This window comes from Caballeronia sp. SEWSISQ10-4 2, from assembly GCF_030464885.1.
Classification (GTDB): Bacteria; Pseudomonadota; Gammaproteobacteria; order Burkholderiales; family Burkholderiaceae; genus Caballeronia.
Genome location: NZ_JALPRJ010000023.1, coordinates 62,254 through 82,680, shown reverse-complemented (window position 1 = coordinate 82,680; position 20,427 = coordinate 62,254). Strand labels below are relative to the sequence as shown.

The 20,427-nt window shown below is 60.2% G+C and carries 13 protein-coding genes and 2 pseudogenes; 5 read left to right on the top strand and 10 right to left on the bottom strand.

From position 1 onward, the window contains the following. The first annotated feature begins 101 nt into the window (after nt 1–101). On the top strand, nt 102–1,652 hold the full coding sequence (locus M0D69_RS17420) for an acetolactate synthase large subunit (RefSeq protein WP_301783201.1): 1,551 nt from the start codon (nt 102–104) through the stop codon (nt 1,650–1,652). 129 nt (nt 1,653–1,781) lie between these two features. Here the strand turns inward: M0D69_RS17420 and M0D69_RS17415 are convergent, their stop codons facing one another. The 3 genes and pseudogenes from M0D69_RS17415 to M0D69_RS17405 form a co-directional block, all read right to left on the bottom strand. After that, nucleotides 1,782–4,535 (bottom strand): glucosidase, encoded by a 2,754-nt coding sequence (locus tag M0D69_RS17415; RefSeq protein WP_301783200.1) that lies wholly within the window; start codon nt 4,533–4,535, stop codon nt 1,782–1,784. A 143-nt stretch (nt 4,536–4,678) separates the two neighbouring features. After that, nucleotides 4,679–4,774, bottom strand: a pseudogene (locus M0D69_RS17410) (amylo-alpha-1,6-glucosidase); the annotation flags it as partial. A gap of 29 nt (nt 4,775–4,803) precedes the next feature. Beyond that, nucleotides 4,804–5,769 (bottom strand): GlxA family transcriptional regulator, encoded by a 966-nt coding sequence (locus M0D69_RS17405; protein WP_301783199.1) that lies wholly within the window; start codon nt 5,767–5,769, stop codon nt 4,804–4,806. Between the two features lie 110 nt (nt 5,770–5,879). Here M0D69_RS17405 and M0D69_RS17400 point away from each other — a divergent pair, with 110 nt between their 5' ends. After that, nucleotides 5,880–6,170: a hypothetical protein gene (locus M0D69_RS17400; protein ID WP_301783198.1), complete on the top strand. Its 291-nt coding sequence runs from the start codon at nt 5,880–5,882 to the stop codon at nt 6,168–6,170. Between the two features lie 45 nt (nt 6,171–6,215). Here M0D69_RS17400 and M0D69_RS17395 read toward each other — a convergent pair whose 3' ends face one another. The 6 genes from M0D69_RS17395 to M0D69_RS17370 form a co-directional block, all read right to left on the bottom strand. Continuing rightward, nucleotides 6,216–7,703: an MdtP family multidrug efflux transporter outer membrane subunit gene (locus tag M0D69_RS17395; protein ID WP_301783197.1), complete on the bottom strand. Its 1,488-nt coding sequence runs from the start codon at nt 7,701–7,703 to the stop codon at nt 6,216–6,218. 160 nt (nt 7,704–7,863) lie between these two features. After that, nucleotides 7,864–9,981, bottom strand: coding sequence for an FUSC family protein (locus M0D69_RS17390; RefSeq protein ID WP_301783196.1), 2,118 nt, complete (start codon nt 9,979–9,981; stop codon nt 7,864–7,866). A 9-nt stretch (nt 9,982–9,990) separates the two neighbouring features. Further along, entirely contained in the window at nt 9,991–11,049 is a 1,059-nt protein-coding gene (gene mdtN, locus M0D69_RS17385) for a multidrug transporter subunit MdtN (RefSeq protein ID WP_301783195.1), read from the bottom strand. 19 nt (nt 11,050–11,068) lie between these two features. Beyond that, nucleotides 11,069–11,365, bottom strand: coding sequence for a YtcA family lipoprotein (locus M0D69_RS17380; RefSeq protein WP_301783194.1), 297 nt, complete (start codon nt 11,363–11,365; stop codon nt 11,069–11,071). 82 nt (nt 11,366–11,447) lie between these two features. Beyond that, the gene (locus M0D69_RS17375; RefSeq protein WP_301783193.1) at nt 11,448–11,813 is read right to left on the bottom strand and encodes a response regulator; all 366 of its coding nucleotides are present in this window, start codon (nt 11,811–11,813) and stop codon (nt 11,448–11,450) included. A 45-nt stretch (nt 11,814–11,858) separates the two neighbouring features. Continuing rightward, complete coding sequence (locus M0D69_RS17370; RefSeq protein ID WP_301783192.1) at nt 11,859–12,476, bottom strand: response regulator transcription factor; 618 nt, start codon at nt 12,474–12,476, stop codon at nt 11,859–11,861. A 636-nt stretch (nt 12,477–13,112) separates the two neighbouring features. On the opposite strand from M0D69_RS17370, the gene M0D69_RS17365 reads away from it, so the two are divergent. Further along, on the top strand, nt 13,113–16,814 hold the full coding sequence (locus M0D69_RS17365; protein WP_301783191.1) for a PAS domain-containing protein: 3,702 nt from the start codon (nt 13,113–13,115) through the stop codon (nt 16,812–16,814). A gap of 43 nt (nt 16,815–16,857) precedes the next feature. On the opposite strand, the gene M0D69_RS17360 is transcribed toward M0D69_RS17365, so the two are convergent. Further along, entirely contained in the window at nt 16,858–17,103 is a 246-nt protein-coding gene (locus tag M0D69_RS17360; protein WP_367619724.1) for an alginate export family protein, read from the bottom strand. 248 nt (nt 17,104–17,351) lie between these two features. Here M0D69_RS17360 and poxB point away from each other — a divergent pair. Both poxB and M0D69_RS17350 read left to right on the top strand, forming a co-directional pair. Further along, a pseudogene (gene poxB / locus M0D69_RS17355) lies at nt 17,352–19,113 on the top strand (ubiquinone-dependent pyruvate dehydrogenase). A gap of 37 nt (nt 19,114–19,150) precedes the next feature. Continuing rightward, on the top strand, nt 19,151–20,425 hold the full coding sequence (locus M0D69_RS17350; RefSeq protein ID WP_301783189.1) for an MFS transporter: 1,275 nt from the start codon (nt 19,151–19,153) through the stop codon (nt 20,423–20,425). Nucleotides 20,426–20,427 lie beyond the last annotated feature (2 nt).

The following is a 20,427-nucleotide window of genomic DNA, read 5'->3' as shown; positions in this document are numbered from 1 at the left end:
GATGCCCAGAATAGTCGTCAAGCCAGTCCGGCGCCCGTCGAAAGCATAACTTCGGTGACTTACGGCGACCGCGACCTCTCGACACTAAGGAGCATATCGTCATGAACGGTGCAGAAAGCTTGTTGAAATCGCTGGTCGCCAGCAACGTGAATGTGTGTTTTGGAAACCCTGGTACGTCGGAAATGCATTTTGTCGCTGCGCTCGACGCTGTCGAAGGAATGCGGTCCGTCCTGGGACTTCAGGAGAATGTCATAACAGGCGCAGCCGACGGATATGCGCGCATGGCGGGAAAGCCGGCAGCAACGCTGTTGCACCTCGGACCGGGGCTGGCGAACGGGCTGAGCAATCTCCACAACGCGCGCCGCGCATCGAGTCCGGTTGTAAACATCGTGGGCGATCACGCCTCTTCGCATGCCCGCTATGATGCGCCGCTCGCGTCTGATCTTGCCGGGTTTGCGCGCCCGGTGTCAGACTGGATTCTTACCTCCAGGAGTGCCCTTAATGTGGGTGCCGATGCGGCCCGGGCGGTGCACGCGGCGAAACAGTCGCCAGGCCAGATCGCGACGTTGATTCTTCCCGCTGACACCGCGTGGGAATCGGCGGACGACGTGGCGCAGCCCTTGCCGCTCGAAGCGCGTGCCCGCGCGTCCGACGCGACGGTCGATCGAATTGCCAGCATGATGAGCGGCGGATCAAAGATGGTGCTTCTGGTGCGAGGCGAGGCGCTCAGGGGGCGGGGTCTGGTTGTTGCCGGGAAGATCGCGGCGAAGACCGGCGCCCGACTGGTGTGTGACACCTTTGCACCGCGTATCGAGCGTGGTGCCGGGCGCGTTAGCGTTGAGCGGATGCCTTACTTTGGCGAGCACGCGGCGGAGTTCCTTGCCGGAACTGAGTTGCTCGTGCTGGTCGGTGCCCGTCCTCCGGTCAGTTTCTTTGCATACCCGGACAAGCCGAGCTGGCTCACGCCCAACGGGTGTCAGATCGCCGTGCTGACGCAGCCCCAGGAGGATGGCGTGGCGGCCCTCGAAGCGCTGATGGAGGCCCTTGATGCACAGGGGGCTTCGGAGCGGGTCAATGAGGTTCAGTCAGCGGCCTTTTCGCTCGACGGTGCGCTGGATGCACAGGCTGTCTCACAGATTGTGACGAAGCATCTGCCGGCGAACGCGATCGTCGCGGATGAAGGTGTGACCTCGACGATGCCGTACTACGACATGCTCTCGGGGGCGGCGCCGCACGATTTCCTGAACCTGACCGGAGGTGCGATTGGCAGCATGATGGCTGTGTCAACCGGGGCGTCGATCGCGTGTCCGGACCGCAAGCTGGTGACGCTCGTCGGCGACGGCAGCGCGATGTACACGGTGCAGTCACTCTGGACGCAGGCCCGCGAGCAACTGGATGTCGTGACCATCGTGTACGCAAATCGCGGCTACAAGGTGCTCACCAACGAACTCAGCCGCGTCGGTGCACGGCTGGATGGTCCGCGGGCGACATCGATGCTCGATCTGCATAGTCCGTCACTGGACTGGGTCTCCATCGCCCAGGGGCTCGGTGTCGCGGCGATTCGCACGGAGTCCAAACGGGACTTTGAGGATGCATTCATCCGCGCCGTAGGCCAACACGGACCGTACGTCATCGAGGCAATTGTCGACTGACTACGTGATGATCGCGGCAAGGCCGAGTTCGCCTGCGGGAGATTCGGTCGCCATCGATTGCTCCTTGAATCACGGGGTCGAACAATTCATCGAGCATTGTGCTCCAACAGCCTTCCAGCAGCCGAAACGCTAGCGCGCCATGGCCCGTGCGGTGTCTTCGGCCACTGGCGCGGCCACCGCCACAACATCAGGCGCCACGTGAGATAGCTTCATCATGCGCGGCTGGAGCAGCAGCGCGACGAGCCCGCTCCAGCCGGTCTGATGCGAAGCGCCCACGCCGCGTCCGTTGTCGCCGTGAAAGTACTCATGGAACAGTACGAGGTCCTGCGAACGCGGGTCGGCTTGCAGCATCGGATAGGCCGCCATCACGGGCCGCACGCCTTGTGCATCTTTGAGAAAGAGCGTGGTGACGCGCCGTGCAAGGTCGTCGGCAATCTCGCTCAGCGAAAAACTGTTGCTCGATCCCGTCGGATATTCGACGCGAAACTCATCGCCATAGTAACGATAGAACTCATACAACGATTCGATCAGCAGGTAGTTGACCGGTATCCAGACCGGCCCGCGCCAGTTCGAATTGCCGCCGAAAACACGCGAGTCCGATTCGGCTGGCTGGTATTGAATGCGAAGGTTCACGCCGTCATGGTCGAAGACGTACGGTGCGTCGCGATGCACTCGGGACAGCGCCCGCACGCCGTGCTCCGAGAGAAACTCGTTTTCATCGAGTGCGCGGCGCAGCAGCGATTTCATCCGGTGTCCGCGCAACAGCGAGAGCAGCGTGGTGTTGCCCTTGCCGGGTTCGGCCCAGCGCGACACCAGCTTTGCCAGATTCGGCCGATGATCGAGAAACCACGCCAGCCGTTCGCGCAATCCCGGCAGATGGCCATACACCCTCTCCTCAAGCACGTGAACGGCGAAGAGCGGAATCAGCCCGACGATCGAACGAATGCACATGGGCACACGGGTTGCGTCCGGAAGGTGCAGTACGTCGTAGAAGAATTCATCGTGCTCGTCCCATAGCCCTGTGCTGCAGCCTTCGCTACAACCGACCGCTTCCGCGATATACAAAAAGTGCTCGAAGAACTTCACGGCGATCTCGACGTACGCGTTGTTCGTCATCGCCAGTTCGAGGCCGATCTGCATCAGGTCGAGCGCGTACGAGGCCATCCATGCCGTGCCATCGGCCTGATCGATGCGCCCACCGGTCGGTAGCGGCGAAGACCGGTCGAAGATGCCCACGTTGTCGAGCCCAAGAAAGCCGCCCTGAAAGATGTTGCGGTCATCGGCGTCCTTGCGGTTGACCCACCACGAGAAGTTGAGCAACAGCTTGTGGAACATGACTTCGAGAAACGCGTGATCGCCAACGCCCCTCACCTCGCGGTCGAGTTCGTACACACGCCATGTTGCCCACGCATGCACGGGTGGATTCGCATCGCCGAACGCCCACTCGTAGGCGGGCAATTGCCCGTTCGGATGCATATAGCGCTCCTTCACGAGCAGCAACAATTGCTTCTTCGCGAAGTCGGGATCGATCATGGCGAACGCGACCGCATGAAACGCGAGGTCCCACGACGCGTACCACGGATACTCCCACTTGTCGGGCATCGACACGATGTCGCCATTGCACATGTGCCGCCAGTCCGCGTTGCGGCCGCGCCTGCGTGCTCTCGGTGGCTTCGGTTGGCCGGGGTCGCCGTCGTGCCAGCGCGTGACGTCGAACTGGTAGTACTGCTTCGACCACAGCATGCCTGCGAGCGCCTGACGCTGCACGAGGCGTGCATCGGCGTCGGCGATGTCGTGCTGAAGCGCCGCATAGAATTCGTCGGCCTCCGCTTGCCGGCGCGCGAAGAGCTCGTTCATGTCGAGCGGCACGGCATCCAAAGCCGCAGCCGGACACGATTCTGGACGCCAGCGCAGATACAACACCGAGCGCTCATGAGGCCCGAACTGCAAGTACACATGCGCGGCAGCGCGGGTGCCTTTGTCGCGCCGGATCGCCTGCTCGTCGCCGTCAACGAGGTAGTCATTGAAGCCGTCCTTGAATGGCCCCGCTCCATCGATGCCGAAAATGCGGCGTACATTCGTTTCGTTTTCGCAGAAGAGCCACTCGATCGGCTGTTGCGCCGACGCCGTCACGATCATCGTTCCGAGCGCGGGATTGTGCGCGACGACGCGCGCGCCTTCCTGTGCATTCGACTCCAGCGTGAGCGACGGCTTGCCGGGTTTGCCCGACCACGCCCATCTGTTGCGCGCCCAGAATTGCGGCAACACATGAAGCGCCGCGCGCTGATCCGCGCGGTTTTCGACGGTAACGCGCATCACGATATCGTCGGGTGTGTGCTTCGCATACTCGACACAGACGTCGAAGTAACGGTTGTCGTCGAACACGCCCGTATCGAGGATTTCATACTCGGGCTGATCGGCGCCGCGCCGAAGATTTTCGTCGATGAGATCCTGGTATGGGTACGCGTCGTGAGGATACTTGTACAGCATCTTCATGTACGAATGCGTTGGCGTGCCGTCGAGATAGAAGTAAAGCTCCTTCACGTCTTCGCCGTGATTGCCTTGCTCATTCGTCAAGCCGAAGAGCCGTTCCTTGATGACCGGATCGTGCCCATTCCAAAGCGCGAGCGATACGCACCAGTCGAGCGGGTCGTTGCCGAATCCGGCAATGCCGTCCTCACCCCAACGGTACATGCGGCTGCGCGCATGATCGTGTGGAAAATAGTCCCATGCGGTGCCGTATTCGCTGTAGTCCTCGCGAACTGTGCCCCATTGCCGCTCGCTCAGATAGGGTCCCCAGCGGCGCCATCGGTCGAGTTCCGGACCATGGAGCCGGGCACCTTCCTTCGACCGGAGAAGATTGATTGCGCGTAGCGGTGGCATGGAACCTCCCGACCCGACATCGACCATCCAACACGTTCAGTGCATGAACGTCTGTCCTTTTCCATCAGGAGCGTCCGCCTGCACCCAGTGTGCGACCAGGCTTTGACGAACGGCGCCGTCAACCGGGGCCAGACAGCTCGTTAATGATAAGCGCCATCGCGCTGCAGCAGCGATCCGCCGTGCTGGCCGGCGTACTCCGGGTCGACAGGAGCGAGCGTGCGCAGACCGAGCGATGTGAGCCAACTTTCATGCTGACATTCGAACACCGTCAGCGCAGGTCGGCGCGAAGATCGCGCACTCCCCGTCCCAGGCGTTGGCGTAAAAGCGTTCGTAACGTTGCTCCGTCGACGTAACCGACCTCGGCTGCGATGGCGTCAAGGTCAAGGCCGCTGCCGTGAAGGAGAGACTGCGCGCGTTCGACACGTAGATCCTGGAAGTAGGCAAGCGGCGATTTGCCGAGCACCTCCTGGCAACGGCGCTGCAATGAGCGCGCGCTCGTCGCCAGCGCGCTGGCGGCTTCCTGCAGCGAGAACCCGGCCTTGAGATGGTCTCGCGACCACCGTTCGAAGCGCAGAATGAGCGGATCTGCCTGCGCCAGATGATTGGGGATAATGTAAGGGGCTTGCGAGGAGCGTATGTCGGCAAGCAGGTAGCGAGAGACGAGAGCTGCCAGTTCCGGGCTAGCCTTGCGTATTAACCAAAGGGCGAGATCCAGATGCCCCATCGCTGCGCCAGCCGTCACACCCACGTCTGTCGGCACAAGCATGCGAGACTCGTCGAGCAAAACCTTCGGGTAGCGTTGCCGAAACAGCGGACCGAGCCACCAGGTCGTAGTCGCTTCCCGATGATCGAGAAGTCCGGTTTCCGCCACAAGGAACGACCCGATACAGGACGCGGCAATAAGCGCGCCCTCAGCACGCCATTTCAGCAGCTGCGCCTTGGCCTTCGTCACATCCGGTCGTCCGAGAGCCGGCACCAACTGCTCCGGTGACCCGGTATTCAGCGCTGGAACGACCACCCAGTCCGGCTTCAAGTCTGCCGTTACGGCTTGCACGGGTATTGTCAGTCCTTGTCCGGATCGGACCTTCTTCCGCACGCCTACGATCGACACATCGAAATAGGGTGTTCCGCCCATTTGTCCGGCCGAGAATTTATTTGCGAGCGTGAACGCGTCGAGCATGACGGTGAGCCCTGTGTCGAACAATCCCTCAAGGGCGAGTACGGAAATTCGCATGGCGTAAATGACCTCAAAGTTGGCATTTACGACGATACCGGTTTTTGTGTCCGAAGGCTACAGTGATCCCCGTTGCACATCGCAACGAAGATTGACTAAGGAGATCACTCATGAAAGTTTTTGCCATCGCATCCGCGAAATCGACCCTCACACCCGACAAGCTCCAGCAGCACATGCCAAACGAGGTCCCGGCCACACTCAAGCTCTATCTGGAGGGCAAGGTCGAGCAGTTCTGGTTTCGTGAGAAGGCCGGGCCGATCTTTCTTATGAATGTCGAGTCGATCGAGCAAGCCAAGGCGACGCTGGACGATCTGCCGCTGGTGGCTGACGGCCTCATGACCTACGAACTGATGCCGGTCGGCCCGCTTGCTCCACTCGGCCTTCTGATCCAGGGAAAGTAAGCATTGCCAAGGAGGTGTTGACTGCGATGACAACTGGCGCGCCGTTCAACGCGGCTTCAGTTCAACAGGCGGATCGGCGCGATAGCCGCCGCCGAGCGCCTTCGTCAACGCAATCTCCTGGCTGAGCGTCTGACCGTTGAGCGTGAGCAGGGCAACCTGCTCCGCGATCACGGGCTGGCGCGCTTCGAGCGCCGCGAGTCGGCTCGTCAGTCCGCGTTGATAATTTGCTTCAGCGCTGTCCCTCGTGAACGCAACTGATTTGATCCGTTGCTTCTGCAACCCGGTCTGAGCATCGAGGTCCTCCAGACGGCTGCCCGTCTGCGCGACATCGCGTACTGCGTTGAGGACGGCCTGGTTGTACTGCTCGATCAAAAGGTTGCTTCCCTCGCGTGCGCCGCTCAGGTTCGCGTTGAGCCTGCCGCCGTCGAAGATCGGCAGATACAGGCCCGGAATCAGGTTGATCTGCTGGCTTGCATGCGTGAAAAGGTCGGCTAGGTGCAATGCATCGAGGCCGAAGAACGCCTTGATGTCGAAGTTCGGATAGAACGCCGCCTTCGCCGCGTCGATCCGGTCGAACGACGCCTCTACATACCATCGCATTGCCTGCAGATCGGGACGCCGTGCGAGCAGTTCATATGAAAGCGTCGCTGGCAGGGCCGCCTGCGAGCGCGGCAGTGCCACGGGCTCGATCGAGCGCAAGCCGTCGGGGCTCGCACCGACCAGCGCCCGCATCGATTCGCGAAACTGCTTTATCTGCCCTTGCGCCGACACGATCTGCAGTTCGACGGCCAGTTGCTGCGCCCGTGCTTCTTCGAGCAAGGTGCGGGCTTCGAGGCCGCGCGCCGCACGCGCTTCGTGTGCTTGCGCCGCGAACACCGCCACCTCATGCGATTCGTTCAGCAGGTCGATGAGTTGGTAAGTCGTTTGGATGCCGTAATAAAGCTGCGCGACATCCGTCGAGATTTCGAGTTCGACAGCGGACGTTTCGGCCAGCCGTGCATTGCTCACGCCGAGCGACGCGGCGATCTGCGCACGCTGCTTGCCCCAGATGTCGACGTCCAGGCTTGCACCGAGCCCGACGATGCCTTCGGTGTACCACGGGCCCGTCAGCCCCGCAGCCGGTTCGTTCTTCGCGAACGGGCCGAGAAAGCCATTCGCGGAAATATGCTCGCGATCCAGCGACGCCAGCGCGGCCACCTGAAGGTTCGATCCCGCTCTGGCAAGCTCGACATCCGACTTCGCCTGCGCGACGCGCGTGCGCGCAATCACCATCGTCGGCGCATTGGCGAGCGCCTGATCGATCAGCGCGTCGAGTTGCGCATCGTGATAACCCGTCCACCAGCGCGCGGCGGGCCAGCCATCGCGCGCGAGATGGATGTCGTCGGTGAGATTGATCTGCCCGGACGCGATCTCGGTATAGGGCGTGCCGTTATGATGGATCAGCGCGCAACCCGGCAGCACGAACGACATCCACGCGACGCATAAAAAGCATCGCCGCCATCGCCAATCGCGTACACCCGATCGCGCATTCATGATGCCTCCCGCCGGGCCGCCCCAAGGGCGGCATCCGCCCCCCCGGGGGGCAGCGAACGATAGTGAGCGTGGGGGTCGTTCATGTTCTCCCGCCGGGCCGTCCCAAGGCCGGCATCCGCCCCCTCGGGGGGCAGCGAACGATAGTGAGCGTGGGGGTCATTCATGTTCGTACGGCCTGTGATGAGGGTGCCGCGACGGGTGCCTCGACGCGCCAGTCCGGCAACCCCGCGACCTGCCGCGACAGTTCGTCCGCAGCGGCGATGAGCGACCCGTCGGCCGGTTGGGCCGGTTGGGCCAGTTCGACAGCTTGCGCAGCGATCCCAATGCGTCGCGGCGCGCGGGCGGCGGGTGGGTTGGACACAAGTTCATCCGCGTACCGGTTGAGTTCGACGGACGCCTGTTCCTGTGTCGAGCGCGCTGCATCGACCGTTCGTGGGCTCCACGATCCCGCTTGCGCCGCGAGCGTGTTGCGCAACGCATCGCCAGCGAGCATGATCTCGCGCCCCTGCGCGAGGACGGTTTGCGCGCGCAGAGTCAGCTGTGCCTGCTCTACTTCCTGCCAGTCGGGCTCGAGCGCGACGCGCGACAGCGTCGCCTCGCAATCGGCCAGCACGGCCCACGCCTGCAACTGCCGCCGCGCATAAGGCAACTCGTCCCGCTGGTCGACGCCCGGCTGTGGAGCACGCAACTGTGCGGCAATGGCGCGTAGCATCGTGGCGAGTTTCTGCCGCAGCACGTCACCCTCGCCTTCGCGCCAGAACGACATCTGCACGAAGGTCGCCACGCCGACGCCCAGCAGAATGCCGACCATCCGGTCGCGGATTTCAGTGAGGTTGGAGCTTGGGCCGAACTGATTGAGCAACGCGAGCGAGAAGGTGAACATCACCTGGAGGCCAGCATAGCCGATCCTCTCCGAGCCCGCCGATATCCACGCCCCGAGCGCGACGACAGGCAACGCCATCAGCAGCAAGCCGACAATGTCGTCGAGATGCGGAACGATGAACACGACCATGAACAGCGCCAGCGCGCTGCCGACGGCGGCCCCGGACAGCCGCAGCAACGCACGCTGCGTCGATGCACCGAGGCTCGGCAGCGCGACGATCAGGCAGGTCAGCATGATCGTGTGGACGCCCTGCCAGTCCGCGGCGTTGTAGAACACGTAGCAGACGAGAACAGCGAGCAGCGTCTTCAGCGAAAAGCGCGTGTACGCGGGATTGGTCCATGCGTCGGGTGCGACCATCGGCTCGCTCGCGGGCGGCTTGCCGGGCTCCACACCCCTTGCGACGAGATCCGCGTACGCATGCAGCGCCCGCTGCAAATCGCCTGCGGCGGGAATCTTGTCGGCTGCATTGCGCTCTTCAGGTGTCGCCGTACTTACGTAGCGATAAGGCTCGCCCGACATCACCGATTCATCGAGCGCCCGGACGTTCGCGCGCAGCTCGCGCAACATCGCAAGCCGCACCGCCGACGCACCCGGCCAAGTGAGCGGCAGTTCATTTGCGGCGCGATAAAGACGCGACACTGTCGCGATGCATGCAAGCTGCAACGCCTGATGCTCGCGATAGCGGGCGTCGCGCATCGTTGTGAACCGCAGCAGCTTCTGCAGCGCGAGTGCGCCTTGCTGGACGCTTGCCAGCGTGATCGGCGCGGCGCTCGCGGTGCCGTCGATCAGCTGCGTCAGGCGCGTGCCCAGCGCCGCGAGTTGCCGATGGATTTCCGCCTTGAGTTGCAATTGCGGTTCGGCAGGCAACAGCAACGTGTTGACCAGGAGCGTCAGCGCGATCGGATAGTTGACGGCGATCCAGACCCACAACACCGCGCGAATCAGCAGGTCGGCCTGATCGGTCTGGTCCACGAAGCTCTGCACGTAGATCACGACGATCGCGACGATGAAGAACACCACGCCGATTTTCAGCACCCGCATGAGGTATACGCTGCCGCAGAACAGCAGGCTCGCGATGACGATGCGCAGCAACGGATAGTCAAATGTCAACTTCAGCAGCAGGATCGATAGGCCGATGGCGAGCGTCGATCCGACCATGAACATCACGCCGACCAGCCGCGTGACCACCACGTTCGACTGCGTGACATAGAACACCACCAGCAGCGACAGCGCGAGCTCCGGCACTTCGAGCGCCATCGACACGACGATCACGATGGCGCTCGTCAGCATGCAACGCAACATCACGTTGAGACGCCCGGGGAAAGGCGCAAGCTCGCGCTTCAGGAAATCGCCGGCATCGCGCAGCGTGACTGGCAGGTAGTCGGCGGCGGCCATGTGCGCTCCTTAATGGCGCTCGCCGTCGTTGCCGTGCCCGGGTTCCAGCACGGCCACCGCCGACGTACCGACGCGAAACAGCTCCGGATTCGGATTGTCAATCCGGATCTTGACCGGGAAGCGCTGCGAGACATGGACCCAATTAAGCGTGCGTTGAATGCGTGGCAATCCGCCAGGCAATGCGAGGCCGGCTTCATCGGACGCGATGCCATAACTGATCGAATCGACAGCGCCCTGGAAACGCTGGCCTGTATCGCTCATCAGGTAGACCGTGGCGGGGGTGCCCGTACGGACGCCCTTGAGTTCCGTCTCGCGAAAGTTCGCGACCACGTACCAGTGGCGCGTGTCGATCAAGGTGAAGACGGGTTTGAGCGCCGTTGCAAACTGGCCCGTCGATGTCTTCAACGACACAATGCGACCGTCGAACGGCGCGCGCACCGTCGCATACTCGAGGTTCAGTTCCGCAGTCGCAATCTCCGCCATGACGACGGCACGTTGCGCGACCAGCGCATCGACGCCGCTCACAGCCGCTGCCGCCTGCTGCGCCTGCAGTTGCGCGGCGTTGAGTTCGGCCTGCGTGGCGCGTTGTGCGGTGCGCGCACGGTCTACGTCTTCCGCCGACACATAACCGTGTGACAAAAGTGGCTCCATGCGGTGCAGCGTATCGGACGCCTGGCTGGCTGCCGCTCGCGCACGCTCGACGGCCGCACGCACCGACTGCGCGTTGTACTGCTGCGCATTGACCGTGCGTTGGGTCAGCTCGATCTGGCGGTCGAGCGCGACGAGGGACGCCTTGCCCCGCGTCAGCGCATCCTGATACGGACGCGGATCGATACGGAACAGCAGATCGCCCTGCTTCACCGCCTGATTGTCGTGCACGGGCAGTTCGACGATGCGCCCGTTGACCTCGGGCACGACGTCGATCGTATCCGCATAGACGTAAGCGTCGTCGGTGCGCGGCGCGCGGTCCCACAGCCGGATGACGTAGACAAGCAGCAACAGCGTCACCACGACCAGGACAATGGCCGGCCATTTTCTCTTCGATGTCTTGCTGGCTGTCGTCGCCATTCATCTACCTGACAGAGATTCAATGTTGGAACAGCATCAACCAGACGGCGAGCGCGAGGAAAGCGACAAGCGTGGGATACACCACGGCCGAAGGTCCCATCAGATGGTCGGCCTGCAAACGCTTGACGATCAGATAGATGACCACCGTGAGCACCACGCCCGCAACGATACAGAACAGCCAGTCCGGAAAGTACGCGCCGAGCACGCCAATGGATGGCGAACTTGTGCACCCTGAGACGAGACCCGCGGCAATCGCGGCCATCCCGATTGCACGCTTTGGATATCTGCCTCCGGCGAGTGGAATATGTCGTTTCAAAGTCGTCTCTGCGGTTGAAATCAATGTCCCGCCTTGCAGCTACACCGATGCGTTTTGCGTCAAATATCGGGCTTTCGGATCTTCAAGCGATACTATCCAGCAGGTCCAGCAACGCGTCCCCATCGACAGGTTTTCTGAAGAAACCTAATGCGCCTCTGCGCAGATAGTAGTCTTCCGTATGCTCGCTCGGTTTGCCCGTGATAATGATGACCGGCGTTGCTGCGACCGAATGAACCGTTCTATCGAGCACTTGAATGCCGTCAATGGGACGCATTCCCAGGTCCGTGATAATGCACACCAGGCCCGAGTAGCCGTCGGAAAAAAAATCCAGTGCAGACTCGTAGGCCCGTGTTCCATAGCCGCCCGAGGCCAACAGGTTCGCCAGAGACGTCAGGACGCGCCGGTCATCATCAATCACGGCAACGGTTCGAACCGGAGGCGTGGGCATTTTTTTCCCCGGGTCATCGAGTACAACAAGGAATTAGCGTGAGCGTCAGGCATCGAACGTGGTCGTCGACGATGTTTCCAGCTGCAGCTTGCTCGCCTGCCTGACCAGAGTGGCAAATGAATCCGCTTGCATTTTTCTCATTATGTGGCCGCGATGTACCTGCACGGTGTATTCGGTGATACCAAGCACCCCCGCCGCCTGCTTGTTGAGCAGACCGCTTGCGAGTAACGGCAAAAGCTCCTGCTCGCGAGGCGTCAGCGATTGGTAGAGAGCCTGGAGCGCCGCTGCATCTTCCGCCTCCTTGCGAAGAACGTGCGCGCGGGCGAGTGCCGTATCAACCGCGCGCATCAACGCGTCTTCATCGAGGGGCTTTGTGAGGAAGTCGACAGCCCCGCCCTTCATGGCAAGGACCGTGGACGGCACGTCTCCCCTTCCCGTAATGAAAATGACGGGAATCTGTGAGTCTCTGCTGACAAGCCTCTGGACTTCCAGCCCATTCATGCCCGGCATTCTCAAATCCAGGATCAGACATGCAACGACATCTTGACGCGGCGTGTCCAGAAATTCGCCGCCGGAGTTGAATGCTTGGACATCTCTTCCGTTTGCGCGCAGCAGCGCAGAGAGTGCTTCTCGCACCCGTCTGTCGTCGTCGACCACATACACCAGTTCACTTGCAGACCCCATGCCCCCCTCCGTTACCAGGTGAAAGCTTCTCCTAACCTCGGTACAGCCGGTCCGCAATAATCTCGCTGAATGTCCCGCTCACGCGGTCGCACCGACAAAAAATTATAGCCGTCGGATTCGTTGCCCGGAAGCGCGGGCAACGGTGTTTCGCATTACATGATTATGTAATGGCGCCACCTAATATCAAGCTGTAAGTTTATTTTTTGGCCTCCTCGGCCTGACCCGTGGCTCCCGATGCGGTGCGCTCGGACAGGCGTCACTGCTATCAGCCCGGCCATACTACGCTCGACGCGGACGTCAAACTGGCAGTCAGTCTGGCGGCTGTTGGCCCCTTGACAGCTGGATTATCTTCTTCAAAACTGCATCTTCGAAAAAGCTTTGATCCCCCAGATGCAGGCAGCCATTCGCAATGGTATGACATATCTTCCATTGCCCTCGTATTCGATTCGTGTCACAGCGGTGTGCGCGACCAGACCTCGCAAGTGCTACACAAAATAACCGGCGACACTCTCCGCTCAATTTGCAAGCAAGGGCCCGTTGCGCTTGAAAATCCTGCGATTCGCGGGAGAATGTGGAGTACCACTACCCAATGCGCCGACGAACTCCGAGGTTGACATGCTTACCGTGTTGATACCACGCTCGTCTCGGGTTGTCGCCCTTAGCGTCGCCATAGCCGGTGCGTCAGGGCTGGCAGGGTTACTCGAACCGATTACGGGCTGCCTCGGCCTCGTTTTGGTCGTCCTGTTCACGCACTTTTTCGGCCGCAGCTTCGGGCGTCTCGCCGCGAGTTTCACCTCGCTTGGGATCGCCGGAGCAATGTTGGCTTCCGGTCACCCTCTTCTAACCTCTGACTCTGTCAGCCGTTGCGCCGTCGCAATCGCCGCGGCATGGCTTTGTGCCGAGCTGGTCTCCCGGCGCCCCCGGCAGCCAGGCTCAACGGCCCGATTGAAGGATGACCCGTTTGACCTGCCGATTGACCAGCTCAGCCGGAATATCTGGTCCCGAACCGGAGATGGCGAACTTGAATATGTCAGTCAATCAATCCTGGACTATTCGGGGCAAACGTTTGAAGAGCTGCGCTGGCCTTATACGCTTACGCATCCGGACGACGTAGGGATCCCGGCGCAAGCATTTGATCGAGCGAAAGAAACGGGAGAAGCCCAGGAATTCCAGTGCCGCTACAGGTCGGCGGCCGGGACCTACGAGTGGTTTGCAGCAGTGCTTCACACACAACGCGACCGGAACAACAAAGTCTTCCGCGTGTATGGCATGCACTGGAACATTAACAAACAAAAAAATGAGGAAGAGCAACTCCGCGAACGAAACAACGCACTTCAAAGCATCAGCAATCTCTTTCCCGGCCATGCATGGACTGCGCTGCCTAATGGCTCTATCGAATACCTCAGTCCTAGCCTATGCGAATACACAGGCATAAAAGAAGCACATGACTACGACTTTTTCCGAGCGGCAATCCACCCGGATGACAGCCAGGCAAACGACCGATATTGGGACGCGCTTCGTGCCGGAAACGACCAGGGAGAGCTCGAGTTTCGACTCAGGCGGTCCGACGGCATTTACCGGTGGTTCCTCTGCCGTGTCAAAGCCATAAGAAACGACAGTGGACGGCTACTGCGATGGGTCGGTGTGGGCTGGGACATAGACGACCGGAAGACTGCAGAATTTCTTCTTCGGACCGAAGAGGAAACCTATCGGAGAATTGTGGATAGTGTGCCGGCATGCGTATGTGTTGGTGGGCCCACCGGTGAGATTGTCTACGTGAATAAAGTTGGTCTTGCCGCGCTGGGAAGACCGATGGACGAAATAGTCGGCGACCAATGGATGACTTACATTCACCCCGATGACGTGCAGGCCGCACGACAGCAATGGAAAGCGCACATTGCCGCGCAAAAACCGGTCGATATTGCCGTGAGGATGCTGCAGCACGATGGCGTATACCGCTGGCAGCATCTTCTAGCCGAGCCATCACGCTGCTCAAACGGGGACGTCATCAACTGGTACCTCATCGGAATAGATATCGAAGAGACTATCAAGGCTCAACAGGCACTAGCGGCAAGTGAGAGAGAAGCCAGAGAGCTCCTCGATCGATTGCCAGGCCGTTTCGCTACCAGGACAGATCAAGATTTCGACTTCGTCAATCAGCAGATTCTTGAGGAAACCGGAACAACTCTTGAAGGCATGCAGCATCTCGGTTTTTTGCGATTTATTCACCCCGACGACCGCGACAGAGTAAAGGAGGGCTATTTTCGCTCTGTTCGCGAAAAGAGCACATACGATACAACCTACCGATGGGCAGACCGCGATGGTGACTATCGATGGCGTCACTCGCGCTCTGTTCCTTATTTTAACGATGACGGAAGTGTCTACAAATGGTATGCCGTGAACATGGACATTGATGATCTTTACAGGTCCAAAAAGGTTATCCATGAACGTGAAGTTCAACTGAATTGGCTAACGGAGACTGTTCCTAGCCTGCTCTGGCGGACGGATTCCCATGGCCGTCTGGAATATGTGAACAAACGCACTGAAGACTACACCGGACTACGGCTCGATGATTTGACAGCGAACGGCTGGTTTCACCTGGTGCACCCAGATGACTCTGCGGCAACAATTGAAGCCTGGCATGATTCCATCGGTAGCGGGAGACCTTACGACTCAGTCCATCGGTTTCGCGGGGCCGACAACACGTATCGCTGGTTTCAATGCAAAGCCACACCCATGCGGGATGCCCACGGCGATATTGTGAATTGGTATGGTCTTTCGACGGATATCCACGAGCGGCAGTTAGCCCAGGAGGCTCTTCGCAAGGAAGAGCTCAATTTGCGAAGGCTCGTAGACGTCATGCCCGCGATGATCTGGAGGGCCACACCGCAAGGAGATGTCGACAGATGGAATCCGCAAATGCTGACGTTCATGGGAAAGAGCGGAGAAGAATTCGACAGAGAAATGTTACTTCGCCTCATCCCGGAAGCTGACCGCCTTCGTGTCCGCTCACGCTGGAGGCGAGCGGTCCAAGAAGGTGCGTCTTATCAGGACACGTACCAGGTTACTAGCGTCGATGGGAAACTGCACTGGTACCTCGCTCGCGGCGAACCGTTTCGCGACGAAAGCGGGCAGATCCTGCACTGGTACGGCGTATGTACGGACATCAACGACCTCAAGCAAACCGAAGCGGCGCTCGAACAGCGGGAGCACGAGCTACGCGAGCTTATCGAGACCATCCCCGCCATGCTCTGGTGCAATAATCCACGGGGGGAGCTCACTTACATCAATCGGAAAACCTCCGAATTTGTTGGCCTCGATATTTCGCAGATCACGGACCTCCGCTATCAAAACACCATCCATCCCGACGACCTGGACAGCCTGATTCAAGCGTGGACACACTCGATCGAGACTGGTGAATCGTACAGCCACGTTGCCCGGCTTCGCCGAAAGGACGGGGTTTACCGGTGGTACCGGCACACCGCTGAAGCAATGAGAGACTCCGACGGCAACATTGTCCAATGGTACGGACTCAGTCTGGATATTGACGAACCGAAGCGTGCAGAGGACCGACTCAGACAGACTCAGGCCGAACTCGCTCGGGCAACCCAGATTGCCACGGTCGCAGAACTCTCGGCGTCCATCGCACACGAACTCAATCAACCCCTCACGTCCGTTATCGCTAATGCGCAGGCTTGCAAACGGTGGCTCGCAGCGTCTCCGCCAAATTTGAGCGAAGCCAGGGCTTCCGTGGAAAGCGTAGTTCGAGATGCCCGTTCCGCTGACGAGACGATGCAAAGCATCCGCGCACTGTTCAAGCGGCAATCAGTCCAGAAGCGGAAACGGAATGTGAAAGACATGGTCCTCGAAGCCGTACGGCTGCTACGGGAAGACGAAACCAAGCGTACCGTCGACATCGAGTTCGACTTGCCCGATGGCCTGCCCCCTGTGTTCGTCGACCAGATACAGATTCAGCAGGTCCTTCTTAACCTTGTTTCGAACGGGATAGAAGCCACGGAAAACTCCGGACGCACACCTAAGATTCTCATTACCGCAAGCCCCCTTGACGACCAGTCCGTGCTGCTCGAGGTCATCGACAACGGTTCGGGCATCGTTGGTGGCGACAGCATATTCGACGCATTCGTCACGACCAAGAGCAAGGGAATGGGCATCGGGCTTGCGGTGTCTCGCTCCATTATCGAAGCTCATGAGGGTCGTCTTACTGCTTCCAATAATGAGGGCTACGGAGCAACCTTCAACGTTGTTCTGCCAGTCTTGCCTGTGCAGATTTCCCAACTGGAGGTAGGCGCCAAATAATGCATCCGGGGCGACTTTTGCCGGTCGCCCGCCGGCTACCCTGTCACCATCCGAACTGCGCTTCGACGCCCACATAATCCGCATTGCGCGCCCCCAGCGCGGACCGAATCGCCGACTTCGACGTGCACCGCTTCCGGCGCGAGCCCTTCCTTGCCGTGCCGGGCACCACAGCTATCCCCTGACTATAAATCGCATCGGCTACCATCGCGCGCCACTGGAAACCGAGCGCCGTAAGTAACGTGAGCTTAGGCGACACCCTGAACTCGACTCTTTCGTCGCAGCAACATATGACGTTGTGCTCGGCCGAGACATTGCATGTTCATGTAATCAGAGACATGTCCAGGTGCCTGGCCTCGCTGCTCAACAGACGTCGAGCGCCAATAGCCTCACCAGGCTGATTCCAGATTCATGTAATAGCCGTCCTTCGCCACGCTGATTACCATCAATAACATGGCATTACGAACCATTCGATTCAGTCACTACGGCTTGATGATTGCATCCGACCTGTCGTAATTCTTTAACTTATGGAGATGTGAAATGGCGACGATAGCTGCGGACTACATGGTGGGTGCACTAGTAAATGCCGGAGTGAAGCGTGTGTTCGGTGTGGTGGGAGATTCGCTTAATGGATTCACGGATTCCCTGCGCCGGGATGGTTCGATTGAATGGATTCACGGATTCCCTGCGCCGGGATGGTTCGATTGAATGGATTCACATGCGGCATGAGGAAAGCGCGGCTTTCGCCGCTGGCGCCGAGGCTCATCTCACGGGGCAACTTGCAGTCTGCTGTGGGAGCTGCGGTCCGGGGAATCTGCACCTTATCAACGGCTTGTTCGACTGCCAACGCAGCGGTGTTCCTGTTCTTGCTATCGCCGCGCATATCCCAAGTACGGAAATCGGCCTCGACTATTTTCAGGCTACCCACCCCGAAGTGCTGTTCAAGGAATGCAGTCACTACGTCGAACTCGTCCACAGTCCCGACCAACTACCGCAAATTCTGGCCCGCGCCATCCGTACGGCAGTTGCGCGTAAAGGCGTCGCCGTTGTCGTCGTACCTGGAAATGTGGCACTCGGACCTCTCACAAAACCTGCGCCGGTCTGGAGCGCGCCTTCGGCCCCGGTGATTCACCCAACGAACGACGAAGTCACCGAACTCGCACGTCTGTTGAACCGGTCGTCGCGAGTGACATTGCTTTGCGGGGCGGGTTGCAAGGACTCCCACACGGAAGTCGTGGAACTCGCCCGCAAGCTTAAAGCGCCAATCGTGCACTCGCTGCGAGGAAAGGAGTACATCGAATACGACAACCCGTTCGATGTGGGAATGACGGGCCTCATCGGGTTCGCCTCCGGTTATTCCGCGATGAAGAGTTGCGACATGCTTCTGATGTTGGGTACCGACTTCCCTTATCGACAGTTCTATCCGGAGAAGGTGACCATCGCGCAAGTCGATACAAGGGCCGAAGCACTCGGCAATCGATGCCCGATAGAGCTTGGCGTATTGGGAACAGTCAGGGACACGCTCAATGAACTTCTTCCAATGATCCAGGAGAAAGCGGACAGCAGCTTCCTGAATCGCGCGCTCGACGACTATCGCAAGGCTCGCGAGAGTCTGGATGAGCTGGCGGAGCCGGAAGCGGGCAGCACCACCATCCATCCGCAATACGTGACCCGGCTCGTCAGCGAACTAGCGGACGAGGACGCGATCTTCTCTTGCGACGTCGGCACCCCTGTCGCGTGGACGGCCAGATATCTGAAGATGAACGGCAAACGACGACTGGTCGGTTCGTTCAATCACGGCTCGATGGCCAACTCTCTGTTGCACTCGATTGGCGCGCAGGCCACTTTCCCGAAGAGACAGGTGATTTCGATGTCAGGCGACGGCGGCTTCACCATGATGATGGGTGAGTTTTTGACGCTGATTCAAACAGGCTTGCCGGTCAAAGTCGTCGTGCTCAACAATGGAACGCTGGGCTTCGTGGAAATGGAGATGAAGGCCAGCGGGTTCGTTGATACGGGATGTGATCTGAAAAATCCGAACTTTGCCGCGATGGCCAATGCGATCGGAATCAAAGGCGTGCGCGTCGAGCACCCTGCGGAACTGGAAGGAGCCCTACGCGAAGCATTCGCCCATCCGGGCCCGGCTCTCGTCGACGTAGTGAGCGCACGCCAGGAGCTCGTGATGCCTCCTGCGACCACCGCCGACCAGACTTACCACTTTGGGCTGTTCATGCTTCGCGCCGTCATGGACGGTCGAGGCAAGCAGCTCATTGACCTCGCAAAGGTCAATCTGTTCCGGTAGTGCGGTCCGAAAAACTCTATGGAAATGAAATCGAACCATGTCCAGCAAGGTCGTAAGCACTGTCAATATTCCGGCAGGCCGCGAGTCCATACACATGGATTTCGTCATCGCCTGGCTTTTTTGTGCCGCGTTCTACTTCATGCAGTACATGCTGCGTTCCGCGCCGGGCGTGATGGTGCCCGAGTTGAGTGCGGCGTTTGCGCGCGATGCGCTGGGCGTGGGCACGCTCGTCGGCCTGTACTACTACACCTATGCGCTGTTCTCGATCGTTTGCGGTGCGTTGCTCGATCGGCTCGGGGGCAAGGCCGTCATTCCGGCCGGCATCGTTCTCGTTGCCGTCGGGGCCGCACTGTTCGGCCTGGGCAGCATGGAGGCCGCGCAGACCGGCCGCCTGCTGCAAGGCGCGGGTTCGGCGTGCGGGTTCATCGGCGCGGTGTATCTCGCCACGCACGGTTTTCCCCCGCGTTCTCTCGCGACGGCGGTAGGGTTCACTCAATGCTTCGGCATGCTGGGCGGCTCCGCGGGTCAGTTCGCCGTTGCGCCGCTCATTCACGGCCTCATCACGTGGCAGCAGTTCTGGCGGCTGTCTGGCCTCGTCATCTTCTTGATCGCCGGGCTGGTGTTCTTCGCGACGCCGGCAGGCCATGACGACAGCCCAGCCAGCCAGGGCTCGTGGATGAAGATGTTCGCGCCGTACAAGGAAGTGCTGTCCAATCCGCAGTCGTATCTTTGCGGTTTCTGCGCCGGCCTGCTGTTCTTGCCGACTACGATAGGCGACATGATCTGGGGCATTCCGTTCCTGCGCAACGGTCTCGACGTCAGCTATGCGGAGGCTGTCAATCGCGCGAGCATGGTGCCGCTCGGCTGGGTGATTGGCTGCCCGCTGTTAGGCTACTTGTCCGACCGTCTGGGCCGCCGCAAGCCGGTGTTGATCGCCGGCGCGCAGCTGATGCTTGCGGCGGGCGCAGGCATTTTCTATCTGCCGGCCGGTGTGGCGCCGCCTTACGTGCTCGGCCTGCTGCTCGGCATCGGCTCCGGTGCGGCAATGCTGCCCTACACGGTGATCAAGGAAGTCAATCCGGACAACGTGAAGGGCAGCGCCAGCGGCGCGATCAATTTCCTGGTGTTCACGTTCAGCGCGTTGCTTACGCCCGCGTACGGCAAGCTGCTCGCCCACGTCGCCAACGGCGGCACAGTGAACCTGCCGGTGTTCCGCGCCACCGGCTCGTGGCTGCTCGGTGGCATCGTGCTCGCCATGGTGCTTGCGATGTTCATGCGCGAGACCGGACCGCGTGGACGCACGAACGCGTGAGG